This is a genomic window from Saccharothrix sp. HUAS TT1, assembly GCF_040744945.1.
Lineage (GTDB): Bacteria > Actinomycetota > Actinomycetes > Mycobacteriales > Pseudonocardiaceae > Actinosynnema.
In genome coordinates, this window is sequence record NZ_CP160453.1 from 5,194,608 (window position 1) to 5,207,069 (window position 12,462).

Below are 12,462 nucleotides of genomic sequence, written 5' to 3' on the forward strand. Positions count from 1 at the left end.
ACGTGGAGGAGTGGGACCGCATCACCGCCGCGCTCACCGAAGGGGTGGACGCCGTGCACACCCGGCAGCGCGCCTCGCCCGACGACCCGGCGGTGCACCTGGTCGCCGAACTGCTCCAGGCCGCGCTCACCGCCGCCGGCGCGGTGACCGGACCCGACCACCCGGAACGCTGCTTCCGCCGGGTCCTCGACCACCTGCGGGCCGCGACCGCCATCACCCGGTTCGGACTGGTCGCCGAGGCCGACCGCCGGCGGTCGGCGACCACCCGACGGACAACCTGAAGACGAGGGGACTGTGACGTGCTGGTGCTCGGCTTGAACCTCAGCCACGACCGCTCGGCGTGCCTGATCCGGGACGGCGAGATCGTCGTGGCCGTCGAGGAGGAGCGGCTGGACCGGATGAAGCACTCCGAGGGCTTTCTGGTCCACGGCTACTTCGACCGCCTCACCAAGACGCTGCCCATGCGGTCGATCACCTACTGCCTCGACGCGGCCGGCGTCGGCATCGACGAGCTGGACCTCGTCGTGGGCAACCGGCCGCTGCACGACGGCGCGGTCCGCCGGTTGCTGGGTGAACTGCCCATCCGGGACAAGGCGAAGGTCCGGGAGCTGCCGCGCCCCTCGCACCACCTCGCGCACGCCTACTGCGCCTACGCGACCGCGCCGTTCGACGACACCGCGATCCTCGTGGTGGACGGCATCGGCAGCCGGCTGCCCGACTCCGGCCGCCTGGAGAAGCACTCGTTCTTCCACGCCCGCGACGGCCGCGTCGCCCCGGTCGCGGGCACCAGCTACGACGCGGACTTCGCCACGGTCGGCCTCGGCCTGTTCTACGAGTTCTTCACCGCCAAGCTGGGTTTCGTCACCCGGTGGGGGCACCCCGGGTTCGGCGTGTTCGGCTGCGGCGGCTACCTGGAGGCGGGCAAGACCATGGGGTTGGCCCCGTACGGCCGGCCGCGCCCGGACTGGGCCCCGCTGCTGGAGTACGACGGCGACGACGTGACCGCCCGGGTGAGCACGCTGGAGGAGAACTTCGCCAAGTGGTTCGCCGTGGAGGGCGGGGAGTTCGCCGCCGCCGAGCGCGACTCGTGGCGCACCGACTTCGCCCAGGACGTGGCGCGCAAGGCGCAGGACGAGCTGGAGGAGGCGATGGTGCACCTGGCGCGGCGGGCGCGCGAGCTGACCGGGTCGCCCCGGCTGTGCCTGACCGGCGGTGTCGCGCTGAACTCGGTGGCCAACCAGCGGATCGTCGCCGAGGGCCTGTTCGACGAGGTGCACATCTCCCCGCCCGCCGGCGACGCGGGCATCGCCATCGGCGCCGCCGCGTACGGCTACCACGAACTGCTCGGTGGCGCCCGCCGCGGCACGTTCACCACCGCGGGCGTCGGCCGGCGGTACTCCGAGGACGACGTGCTGCGCGCGCTGGACGAGGTGCGCGGCCGGGTGCGGGCACGGCGGGCGGACCTGGCGGAGGTCGCCGGGCTCATCGCCGAGCACCACGTGGTCGGCTGGTTCCACGGCGGCTCGGAGATCGGTCCGCGCGCCCTGGGCCACCGCAGCCTGCTGGCCGACCCGCGCCACCCCGCGATGCGCGACTACCTCAACACCGTGGTCAAGCACCGCGAGCCGTTCCGGCCCTACGCGCCCTCGGTGCTCGCCGAGCACGCCCACTCGTGGTTCCACCTGCGCGGGGACAGCCCGTACATGCTGCTGGTGCCCGAGGTGCTGCCGGAACGGCGCGACCTCGTGCCGGCGATCACGCACGTCGACGGCACCGCCCGGGTGCAGACCGTCGACCGGGCGGCGAACCCCGCGTTCCACCAGCTCATCCACCACTTCCACGAGCTGACCGGGGTGCCGCTGGTGCTCAACACCTCGTTCAACGACGCCGGCGAACCGATCGTGGAAACGCCCGCCGACGCCCTGCGCACGTTCCTGAACACCGAGGTCGACCACCTCTACCTCGACGGCTACCTGGTCGACAAACCCGGTCGCGCGCTGCCCGACCGCCATCCCGCGATCACCCAGGAGGACCGGGCATGAACGAGACCCCGCGGCTCGGCGACGCGTTCGGGGAGGTGCTGCGCGCCGTGCTGCAGCAACACCGCGGCAGGGCCCAGGCCCGCTCGATCGGCCCGCGGGCGCCGCGGCCGGTGGTCGAGATCGTCGAGCGCGACGACGGCTTCATCCGCGGCGGCCCCGCGGCGTGGTACCTGGCGGGGCCCGACGAGTGGTGGCCCAGCGAGCAGAAGGCCCTGGACCGGATGGAGGGGCGGACCCTGGACATCGGGGCGGGCGCGGGTCGCGTCGCGCTGGCGTTGCAGGAGCGCGGCGTGGACGTCACCGCGCTGGACCCGTCCGCGGGCGCGATCGAGGTCGCGGGTGAACTCGGCGTGCGGTCGCTCGTGCAGGCCACCACCGAGGAGCACGTGCCCTCCGGCGAGCGCTACGACACCTTCGTGCTGTTCGGCAACAACCTCGGGCTGCTCGGCCCGCGCGAGCACGCGCACCGGTTCCTGGCGGACCTGGCGGCGCTGGCCCGCCCCGGCGCGCGCATCCTCGCCCAGGGCACCGACCCGCACCACACCGACGACCCGCTGCACCTGGCCTACCACGAGCGCAACCGCGAACGCGGCCGGCTGCCCGGGCTGTACCGGCAGCGGGTCCGGTTCCGCGACCTCGCCACCGGCTACCTGGACTACCTGCTGTGCTCGGCCGAGGAGCTGGACGAACTCGTCAAGGGCTCCGGGTGGGCGGTGGTGGACGTGGACGAGCAGGACGCGCCGCTGCTGGTCGCCACCCTGGCGCTGGAGGGCTGACTTGCGCGGGTACGCCGCCGTGTGGCGGCTGCCGGGCGCGCCGTTCCTGCTCGTGGTCGGCGCGGCGGCGCGGCTGGGCGCGGGCATGACGCCCCTGGCCCTGCTGCTGCTGGTGCAGGGCTCGACCGGCCGCTACGCGTACGCCGGCGTGGCGGGCGGCTGCTACGCGCTGGCGGGGGCGGTGGCCGGTCCGGCGCTGGGCCGGCTCGCCGATCGCTTCGGGGCGCCGAGGGTGCTGGTGGCGACCGGCTTGGCGCACCCCGGGGCGCTGCTCGTTTTGGTGGTGGCGGGCGACTCGTTCGTGGTCGCCTGCGCCGCGTCGCTGGCGGCGGGCGCGACCTACCCGCCGCTGACACCGGTCGTGCGCGGCGCGTGGAGCGTGCTGACCACGAGTTCGCGGAACCTGCGGATGACCGCGCTGGCCGCCGAGACGACGGTGTTCGAACTCGTCTTCGTCGCCGGGCCGCTGCTGGTGTCGGTGTTCGTGCTGACCGCGTCGCCCGCCGCGGCGCTGGTCGGCGCGGCGGTGGCCACGCTGGCGGGCTCGCTGCTGCTGGCGTCCGGCACGGCTCTGCGCCGGGTCTCGCGCACCGCGTCCGCCACCGGCCTGGGACCGCTGCGGGTGCCCGGTTTCCCGGCGGTGCTGGTGTGCGTGGGCGCGCTGGGGGTGGCGTTCGGGATGGTCTCGGTGACCGTCCCGGCGTCCGTCGAGGGGACCGAGGGCGCGGCGGGCGTGCTGCTGGCGCTGTGGGGCCTGGCCTCCGGCGTGGGCGGCCTGTGGTTCGGCACCCGCCGCAGCGGCGCGCCGGCGGCCAGGCAGCTGTCGGTGCTGCTGTGGTGCAACGCCCTGGGCACGGGCCTGCTCGCGGTCGCGTCCGGACCGGTCGCCCTGGGCGTGCCGATCGTCCTGGCGGGCCTGGTGATCGCGCCCGCCCTCACCGTGTACCTGTCGATCGTCAGCCGGATCGTGCCGTCGTCGATGTTGACCGAGGCGCACACGTGGGTGGCGACCCTGCCCGTCGCGGCGAACTCGGCCGGGGGAGCGGTGGCGGGCCTGGTGGTGGACCAGCCGGGTGGTGAGCGGTGGGCGTTCGTCGCGGCCGGGGCGGTGATCGCGGTGGCGGCGCTGACGGCGGGCCGGGCCTCGGGACCGATCGGCCGCGCGGAGCGCGCCGTCGAGGGCGAGGCCGCGGAGCGGTCCTGACCCGAGGCGCCCGTCACCGGTCGCTCGCCGAGCGAGAGCCCTCGGTCACCGGCCGGCGTCGAGGGTTCCGCCGTCGGCTTACTGCTTTACTATGGTACTAGCAAAGCAGTAAGGAGCTGCCGTGTTTGTCTTCCGGCTCGACACCCACTCCGGCGTGCCGCCGTACCTGCAACTCGTCCAGCAGGTCCGCCAGGCGGTGCTGCTGGGCTTCCTCCAACCCGGGGACCGCCTCCCGCTCATCCGCGAGGTGGTCGAGGACCTGGCGATCAACCCGAACACCGTCGCCAAGGCGTACCGGCAGATGGAGCAGGAGGACCTGGTCACCGGCCGACCCGGCCAGGGCACGTTCGTCAACGAGCAGCAGTCGGCCGTGATGTCGGCGTCGACGTACACGTCGCTGCGCCGCGGCCTGGCGACCTGGCTGCGCCGCGCCTACGCGGCCGGCCTCGACGAGCAGGCGGTCGACGCGCTCCTCACCTCCGTCCACCAGCAGGTCAGGAACGAGGACGTGGCGTGACAGCGACCGAGTTCGCGCTGCGCACCGACGGTGTGGGCAAGCGGTACCGGAAGGGCTGGGCGCTGCGCGACTGCACCCTGGCCCTGCCGGCGGGCGGCGTGATCGCCCTGGTCGGGCCGAACGGCGCGGGCAAGACCACGCTGCTGCGCCTGGTCGTCGGGTTGCTGGCGCCGAGCACCGGCACGGTGGAGGTCCTCGGCCACGACGTCACCGCCAGCACCCCGCAAACCCTGTCCCGGATCGGGTTCCTGGCCCAGGACCACCCGCTGTACAAGCGCTTCACCGTCGCCGAGATGCTCCGCTTCGGCCGGGCCTGCAACCTGCGGTTCGACCAGGGGCTGGCCGAGCGCCGGCTGGCGAAGCTGGGCATCCCGCTCGACCGCCGGGCCGGCACGCTCTCCGGCGGGCAGCAGGCCCAGGTCGCGCTGGCCCTGGCCCTGGCGAAGCGGCCGGACCTGCTCGTCCTCGACGAGCCGGTGGCCAGCCTCGACCCGCTGGCCCGGCACGAGTTCCTGCGGGTCCTCATGGGCGCGGTGGCCGAAGGCGGGGTGACCGTCCTGTTCTCCTCCCACGTCGTGCACGAGCTGGAGCGCGTCTGCGACCACCTGGTCGTGCTCAACCGCGGCCGGGTCACGCTCGCCGGTGACATCGACACCCTCCTCGCCGAGCACCGGCTGCTCGTCGGCCCGCGCACGGCCACCGACCTCGACCGGTCCGGCGCCATCGTGGAGGCCGTCCACAGCGACCGGCACACGACCCTGCTGGTGCGCGACGGCGCGATCCCGGCCGCGCCCGGGTGGCAGGCCCAGCCGGTCTCGCTGGAGGACCTGGTGCTGGCGTACCTGCGCCGGCCGTCGGGGCCGAGCGCCGCGGTCACGTCGGGAGGGGCGGCATGACGTGGTTGATCTGGCGCCAGCACCGGACCGAGGTCTGCGTCCTGGGGCTGCTCGTCGGCGTGTTCGGCATCGCCCTGCTCGTGCTCGGGGCGCAGGCCCACGACCTGTTCCCCGGCGGTGCCGCCCGGTGTGCGGGAGAGGCCGGCGCCGACGACGCCTGCACGGCCTCCTTCCGCCTGCTCGACGAGGAGTACGGGTACGTCGAGAACCTCCTGGTGGCCTTCTACCTGGTCCCCGTCGTCATCGGGGCGTTCCTCGGCGCGCCGCTGCTCGCGCGCGAACTGGAGGACGGCACCTGGCAGCTCGCCTGGACGCAGGCCGTGCCGCGGCTGCGCTGGCTGGCGGCCAAGCTCGCGGCGCTGGCCGGCGTCACCGCCACGCTCACCGGGGTGTTCACCGCGGTGCTCACCTGGTTCCGCCGGCCGTTCGACGCGTGGGAGGGGCGGTTCCAGTACGACGCCTTCGACCTGGAGGGACTTGTTCCGGTGGCGTACGCGCTGTTCGCGTTCGGCGTCGCCACCGCCGCCGGGGCGGTCCTGCGGCGCAGCCTGCCCGCGTTCGGCGTCGCGTTCGGGGCGTTCCTCGCCGCCCGGATGGCGGTGGCGCTGCTGGCCCGTCCCGCGTACGCCACGCCGCTGACCACCGTGGAGCCGGTCCCCGCCGGCGGCTCGGAGGACCAGGCGGGGCGCCGGTCCCTGTCCGACTTCGCCGACTGGACGATCGAACACGGCTACGCGGACGCCACCGGGCGGAGGCTGAGCGTGGCCGAGTACTACGAGCTGGAGGCCGCCGCCAACCGGGCCGGCGCCAACCTCAACCAGTTCATGCACGCGCGGGGCGTCCAGCGGTTCGAGGTCCACCACCCGGCCGAGCGGTTCTGGACGTTCCAGCTCATCGAAGCGGCCCTGTTCGTCGCCCTCGCGGCAGTCCTGATCGGTGTGGTGGTGTGGCGGGTGCGGCGCCGTGTGGTCTAGCGCCCCGACCACAAGCGTTCACGGCACGATCCGCGAGGCGCGCGTGCACTCGGCGGCCCGCCGACCAGGGGAGGATCAGGGCGCCGCCGAAACCGCCGGATCGAGCACCACCTCCACCCGCACACGCCCCGCCCCGACCTCCGCCGCGCGCAGCCCATCGTCGAGGACTTCTGCGCCCGCAACGGCGCTCCCGCAGCAAGGCCGGCCTGCGGCCCCGTGACGAACCCACCGCTGCCGATCTCCTCCTCGTTCCGCTCGGGTTTTCGGGGAGCCGCGTCGTGGCCGGTGCGGCTCGTGCCCCACCGGGTGGTGTCACGGTGGCGGCGCGGTGCTGGCGCGGACCACCAGTTCGGTGGTGAACATCAGGCGGCGCCGGGTGAGGGGCTTGCCCTGGCCGAGGGTGACGATCATGCCGGTGGCGGCGGCGGCCATGTCGCTGAGCGGCTGGTGGACGGTGGTCAGCGGCGGGATGGCCCACCGGCCGGTCGGCAGGTCGTCGAAGCCGACCACGCTCAGGTCGTGCGGGACGCGCAGCCCCGCCTCGTGCGCGGCGTGGTAGGCGCCGAGGGCTTGGGCGTCGTTGAAGGCGAAGACGGCAGTCGGCGGGGTGTCGAGCCGCAGCAGGTCGCGGCCGTGGGCGAGGCCGTCGACGAGATTGAAGTCGCCTTCGCGGATCAGCCGTGGGTCCACGGGGACGTTCGCGGCGTCCAGCGCGGCGCGGTAGCCGTCGAGGCGGGCGCGGCTGGACAGCGCGTGCGACGGGCCGGTGATGGCGGCGATGCGCCGGTGGCCGAGTTCGAGCAGGTGCCGGGTGGCGGACAGGCCACCGCTCCAGTTGTCGGCGCCCACCGAGGGGTAGTCGGGCTCCGGGACGCCGGTGGGGTCCACCAGGACGAACGGGATGCCGCGGGAGGCCAGTTGCTCCTGCTGGGCCGGTGTGGGGCCGGAGAACACGGTGATCACGCCGGCGGGCTTGCGGGTCAGGACGCCTTCGATCCAGCTGCGGCCAGGTGTGTGCCGGCCTTGCAGCTCGGTGAGCACGACGGCGAGTTCGTGCTCGCCCGCCACCCGCTCGACGCCCTTGATCACCTCCATGGCGTAGGCGCCTTCGAGCTCGTGGAGCACGAGTTCGACCAGGGTGGCCCGGTTCGGCTTCTTCTGCCTGCGGTAACCGTGCTCTCGGATCACCCCCTCCACCATGGCACGGGTCTCCGCCGCCACTTCCGCACGGCCGTTGACGACTTTGGACACCGTGGCCGTGGACACCCCGGCCAGCTCGGCGATGCGGGCGATGGTCGCACCGCCGCGCCCGGCGGTGTCGGCGGTGTCGGTCGACGGGCGTTCAGCCGGCGTCATGGCGGGATTCTAGTGGTCCGGCGGGCGGCGAGGTGTTCCGGATCGACTGCGGCAGGACGTCTTGACGGTCGCCGCAGCTCGGCTTACCGTCTGTCAAGTTAACATTCGGAACTTGCGTCGAAAGTTTCGAAGCGCCCGAAGGCGACGGCGCGCACCTCCCGCCGATCGAGGTCTGGTCGGAGCGCGTCTCGACCGGGGGATACCCCGGGCGCACCATCACGCCACCCGCTCGCGGGCGCACCCGCGCGGCGGTCCCGACACCGACGTCAGGAGAAGGCACATGTCAGCACCAACAGGGCGCGCGCGCGGCGTCCTCGCCGCGACGGTCGTCGCCGTCGCGGGGACGCTGGCCGTCGGCATGGCGGTCGCCGCGCCGTCCGCCGTGGCCGCGGACCCGACGCTCGGGCAGCTCGCCGCGGCCAAGGGGCGCTACTTCGGCTCGGCGACGGACAACCCGACGTTGGACAACGCCCCCTACACCGCGGTGCTGGGCGGCGAGTTCGACCAGATCACCGTCGGCAACACCCAGAAGTGGATGTACACCGAGCCAAGCCGCGGGCAGTTCGACTACACCCAGGCCGACCGGATCGTCGCGTTCGCCCAGTCGCACGACCAGATCGTGCGCGGCCACACCCTCGTCTGGCATAACCAGCTCCCCGACTGGGTCAACAGCGTGCCCGCCGGCGAACTGCTCGGCGTGATGCGCAACCACATCGCCAACGTGGCCGGCCACTACAAGGGCAAGGTCGTGCACTGGGACGTGGTCAACGAGGCGTTCGAAGAGGACGGCACGCGCCGGCAGTCGGTGTTCCAGCAGAAGCTCGGCGACGGCTACATCGCCGAGGCGTTCAAGGCCGCCCGCGCCGCCGACCCGAACGCCAAGCTCTACTACAACGACTACAACATCGAGGGCATCGGCGCCAAGAGCGATGCCGTGTACGACATGGTCAAGTCGTTCAAGCGGCAGGGCATCCCCATCGACGGCGTCGGCCTGCAGGCCCACCTCATCCTCGGCCAGGTCCCCGGCACGCTCCAGCAGAACATCCAGCGCTTCGCCGACCTCGGCGTCGACGTCGCCATCACCGAACTCGACATCCGGATGCGCACGCCCCGCGACGCGACCAAGGACGCCCAGCAGGCCGCCGACTACCGCACCGTCACCAACGCCTGCCTCGCCGTGACCCGCTGCGTCGGCATCACCGTCTGGGACTTCTCCGACGGCTACTCCTGGATTCCCTCGGTCTTCCCCGGTGAGGGCGCGGCCCTTATCTACGACGAGAACTTCACCAAGAAGCCGTCCTACTGGGCCGTCTACGAAGCACTCGGCGGCACCAGGACCACCACGACAACAACAACAACCACGACCGGCGGCAACGGCAGTGGCTGCAGCGCCACCTACCGGGTGACCAGCCAGTGGAACGGCGGCTTCCAGGGCGAGGTCACCATCCGCAACAACTCCTCGGTCGCCCTCTCCGGGTGGGCGGTGAAGTGGACCCTCGGCGCCGGGCAGGCGGTTAACCAGGTCTGGAACGGCGTGCTCACCGCCAGTGGTCAGGACGTCTCCGTGCGCAACGCGAGCTACAACGGCTCCGTGGGCGCCGGCGGCAGCACCTCGTTCGGCTTCCTCGGCTCGTGGAGCGGTGCCAACCCGTCCCCGACCACCATCGCCTGCACGACGGCCTGACCTCCTTGATCCGGGTCTCGCGGAGCGGCCACCGCTGCTCCGCGAGACCCCGAGGCCGAAGGTGCGGAGCGCGAGCCGCGCACGTGCCCGACGACTACCCCGGACCGGAGTGGGCAGGAGTCGGATCCGCTTCGCTTCGTGCTCGTTCGTGGTGGGGCCGCGCGAACGGCGCGCGTGTCCGAAGTGGAGCAGGATGGCCTGCCGATCACCGGGTGGTCCTCGCCCCGGCGAGGGCACGGCCACCACAGCGGTGGATCGACCTCGCCACGGCGCGACGCCGCGCGACGCCGGCACGGGTCATGGTCTGGGCGCCGGCCAGCCGGTGTAGCCCTCGGCCAGGTGGGTCGACGCGGGGACGGAGGTGATCAGCGAGGCGAGTTCGGCCTGCTGGCGGCGGACGTCGAAGGGGGTGGAGCGGGGGAGGGTGTGGAGCATGGTGGTCATCCAGTAGGAGAAGTGCTGGGCCTTCCAGACGCGGGCGAGGGCGCGGGGACCGTAGGAGTCGAGGGCGGTCGGGTCGTTCTTGCGGATGGTGCGGATGAGCGCGTCGGCGAGGACGCCGGCGTCGGCGAGGGCGAGGTTCAGGCCCTTGGCGCCGGTCGGGGGCACGGTGTGGGCGGCGTCGCCGGCCAGCAGGATGCGGTTGTGCCGCATCGGTTCGGCGACGAAGCTGCGGAACCGCAGGACGGCCTTGTCGATGATGGGGCCTTCCCGGAGGGTGAAGCCGTCGGAGCCCGCGACGCGGGTTTGCAACTCCTCCCAGACACGGTCGTCGGACCAGCCGTTCGGGTCTTCTTCGGGGTCGCACTGGAAGTACATGCGTTGCAGCGCGTCGCTGCGCTGGCTGATCAGGGCGAAGCCGCGCGGCGAGTGGGCGTAGACCAGTTCCGGCGCGCTCTTGGGTGCTTCGGTGAGGATGCCGAACCAGGCGAAGGGGTATTCGCGGAAGTAGTGGGTGCGGGAGTCCTGGGGAATGCGGGTGCGGCAGATGGACCGGGAGCCGTCGGCTCCGACGAGGTAGTCGCAGCGCACCTCGTGCTCGGCGCCGGTGGCGTCGCGGTAGGCGATGCCCGGGGTGTCGCCGGTGGCGTCGAGGATCGCGGTCCCGGAGACTCCGTAGCGGACGTCGCCGCCGTCGCGGGCGCGGGCGTCGGCGAGATCGGCGAACACCTCGGTCTGGGGGTAGAGCCAGGAGTGCTCGCCGACCAGCTCGGTGAAGTCGACGCGGTGGCTCTCCCCGGCGAAACGCAGCTCGATGCCGGCGTGGGCGACCCCCTCGCGGTGGACGCGATCGCTGACGCCGGAGTCGACGAGCAGGCGGACGCTGTCGGCTTCGAGGATGCCCGCGCGGACGGTGCCCTCGATCTCGGCGCGGGTCCGGTCATCGACCACCACGGAGTCGATGCCGTCGAGGTGCAGCAGGTGGGAGGCCATGAGCCCCGCGGGGCCGCCGCCCACGATTCCGACGGTGGTGCGGGTGGTCGTCACGCGCTCGGCTCCTTGCCGTTGATCAGGGGTGTCGAGGAGGTGCGCAGCCGGTCGGAGTCGGTACGGGTGAGACGTGACCGCGCCTCGCGGACGGTGGACGGTGGACGTGCTCGTGCCGGAGCGGCCGTCAGGCTCGGGCGGCTCCGCCCCTCGCCGCCGGGGACGGCGGTGGGGGGACGGCGGTGAGGTTCGCGTGGCGCGTCTCCGGCACCCGCAGCACGGCGAGGAGGCTGATCAGGCACACGACCGCCAGGTAGAGCGCGACGGACATCGAGGTGCCGGTCCGGGCGTACAGGGCCGTGGCGACCAGCGGCGCGACGGAGCCACCGATGATGGTGCTGATCTGGTAGCCCAGCGACGCGCCGCTGTAGCGCACCCGGGTCGGGAACAGCTCCGCCGCGATCGCGGCCTGTGGCCCGTACATGGCGGACAAGAAGATCACCGCCCCGGTGATGCCGATCAGGCCCAGCGCCGCGTTGCGGGTGTCCATCAGCAGGAACATCGGCGCCACCCACAGCAGGGACAGCACGGCCCCGGCCACGAACACCCGGCGGCGGCCCAAGCGGTCGGACAGGGACGACAGCAGTGGGATCGCCGCCAGTTGCACCACGCTCGCCGACAGCACCAGCAGCAGCACCGTGGTGCGCTCCATCCTCAGCGGACCGGTGGCGTACGACAGGACGTAGACGACCGTGATGTAGCCGATGGTGTTGGCCGCCGTGAACGCCAGACCGACCAGCACCACGCGCCGCCAGTGGCCGCGCAGCAGTTCCACCAGGGGCATCCGCGCGTCCTCCTGCCGCCGCTTGGCCTCCAGGAACACCGGCGCCTCGGCGATCCTGATCCGCGCGTAGAGCCCGACCGCGATCAGCACGGCGCTCAGCAGGAACGGCACCCGCCAGCCCCACGCCAGGAACTGCTCGCGCGTCAGCGCCGAGTTCAGCGACAGGAACACCAGGTTGGACAGGATGACGCCGGCGGGCACGCCCATCTGCGGGAAGCTGCCGTAGAAGCCGCGCCTGGCCCGCGGCGCGTGCTCCACGGCGACCAGGACCGCGCCGCCCCACTCGCCGCCGACACCGAGACCCTGCACGAACCGCAGCGCGACCAGCAGGATCGGCGCCCACACCCCGATCGAGTCGTAGGTGGGCAGCAGCCCGATGAGGATCGTCGCACCACCCATGATCATCAGGGAGGCGACCAGCATGGACTTGCGGCCGACGCGGTCGCCGAAGTGACCCATCAGCACACCGCCCAGGGGACGGGCCAGGAAGCCGATCGCGAAGGTCGACAAGGATGCCAAGGTGCCCGCCGTCGGGGACAACCGGGGGAAGAACAGCGCGCCGAACACCAGCGCGGTGGCATTGGCGTAGATGAAGAAGTCGTACCACTCGATGGCGGTGCCGATGAAGCTCGTGCCCGCGATGCGGGTCATGGAGTGCTGTTCGGCCTTCGGCGTCGTTGCCATGGGTTACCTCCGACGAGGCGGGAGGGGGCGGTCGCACCCGGTGTGCCGACCGCGACA

Annotated in this window: 11 protein-coding genes; 8 read left to right on the forward strand and 3 right to left on the reverse strand. The window is 72.7% G+C overall.

All coding sequences use genetic code 11. From position 1 onward, the window contains the following. Window positions 1-2: 2 nt before the first annotated feature. From AB0F89_RS23750 to AB0F89_RS23780, 7 genes are all read left to right on the forward strand, one after another. Window positions 3-281 carry a hypothetical protein gene (locus tag AB0F89_RS23750; protein ID WP_367127773.1) on the forward strand — a complete coding sequence of 93 codons (279 nt, stop codon included), beginning with the start codon at window positions 3-5 and terminating at the stop codon, window positions 279-281. An 18-nt stretch (window positions 282-299) separates the two neighbouring features. Then, complete coding sequence (locus tag AB0F89_RS23755; protein WP_367127774.1) at window positions 300-2,042, forward strand: carbamoyltransferase; 1,743 nt, start codon at window positions 300-302, stop codon at window positions 2,040-2,042. Further along, window positions 2,039-2,818, forward strand: coding sequence for a class I SAM-dependent methyltransferase (locus AB0F89_RS23760; protein WP_367127775.1), 780 nt, complete (start codon window positions 2,039-2,041; stop codon window positions 2,816-2,818). Before AB0F89_RS23755 ends, AB0F89_RS23760 begins: the two co-directional genes overlap by 4 nt. A gap of 1 nt (window position 2,819) precedes the next feature. After that, a complete protein-coding gene (locus AB0F89_RS23765) occupies window positions 2,820-4,022 on the forward strand; it encodes a hypothetical protein (RefSeq protein WP_367127776.1) in 1,203 nt (400 codons plus the stop codon). Between the two features lie 121 nt (window positions 4,023-4,143). Next, complete coding sequence (locus AB0F89_RS23770; RefSeq protein WP_367127777.1) at window positions 4,144-4,539, forward strand: GntR family transcriptional regulator; 396 nt, start codon at window positions 4,144-4,146, stop codon at window positions 4,537-4,539. Beyond that, on the forward strand, window positions 4,536-5,435 hold the full coding sequence (locus AB0F89_RS23775) for an ABC transporter ATP-binding protein (RefSeq protein WP_367127778.1): 900 nt from the start codon (window positions 4,536-4,538) through the stop codon (window positions 5,433-5,435). The genes AB0F89_RS23770 and AB0F89_RS23775 overlap by 4 nt, the downstream gene beginning before the upstream one ends. Next, window positions 5,432-6,409, forward strand: coding sequence for an ABC transporter permease subunit (locus AB0F89_RS23780; protein ID WP_367127779.1), 978 nt, complete (start codon window positions 5,432-5,434; stop codon window positions 6,407-6,409). Before AB0F89_RS23775 ends, AB0F89_RS23780 begins: the two co-directional genes overlap by 4 nt. Before the next feature lie 312 nt (window positions 6,410-6,721). On the opposite strand, the gene AB0F89_RS23785 is transcribed toward AB0F89_RS23780, so the two are convergent. Then, entirely contained in the window at window positions 6,722-7,765 is a 1,044-nt protein-coding gene (locus AB0F89_RS23785; protein ID WP_367127780.1) for a LacI family DNA-binding transcriptional regulator, read from the reverse strand. A 280-nt stretch (window positions 7,766-8,045) separates the two neighbouring features. Here AB0F89_RS23785 and AB0F89_RS23790 point away from each other — a divergent pair, with 280 nt between their 5' ends. Further along, window positions 8,046-9,449: an endo-1,4-beta-xylanase gene (locus tag AB0F89_RS23790; RefSeq protein ID WP_367127781.1), complete on the forward strand. Its 1,404-nt coding sequence runs from the start codon at window positions 8,046-8,048 to the stop codon at window positions 9,447-9,449. A 297-nt stretch (window positions 9,450-9,746) separates the two neighbouring features. On the opposite strand, the gene AB0F89_RS23795 is transcribed toward AB0F89_RS23790, so the two are convergent. After that, the gene (locus tag AB0F89_RS23795) at window positions 9,747-10,937 is read right to left on the reverse strand and encodes a 4-hydroxybenzoate 3-monooxygenase (protein WP_367127782.1); all 1,191 of its coding nucleotides are present in this window, start codon (window positions 10,935-10,937) and stop codon (window positions 9,747-9,749) included. Window positions 10,938-11,064: 127 nt separating this feature from the next. After that, window positions 11,065-12,405 carry an MFS transporter gene (locus AB0F89_RS23800; RefSeq protein ID WP_367127783.1) on the reverse strand — a complete coding sequence of 447 codons (1,341 nt, stop codon included), beginning with the start codon at window positions 12,403-12,405 and terminating at the stop codon, window positions 11,065-11,067. Window positions 12,406-12,462: the final 57 nt, after the last annotated feature.

Coding starts and splice junctions, on each gene's coding strand:
- AB0F89_RS23760 (WP_367127775.1), top strand. CDS start 2,039: ATGAACGAGACCCCGCGGCTCGGCGACGCGTTCGGGGAGGTGCTGCGC.
- AB0F89_RS23780 (WP_367127779.1), top strand. CDS start 5,432: ATGACGTGGTTGATCTGGCGCCAGCACCGGACCGAGGTCTGCGTCCTG.
- AB0F89_RS23785 (WP_367127780.1), bottom strand. CDS start 7,765: ATGACGCCGGCTGAACGCCCGTCGACCGACACCGCCGACACCGCCGGG.
- AB0F89_RS23790 (WP_367127781.1), top strand. CDS start 8,046: ATGTCAGCACCAACAGGGCGCGCGCGCGGCGTCCTCGCCGCGACGGTC.
- AB0F89_RS23800 (WP_367127783.1), bottom strand. CDS start 12,405: ATGGCAACGACGCCGAAGGCCGAACAGCACTCCATGACCCGCATCGCG.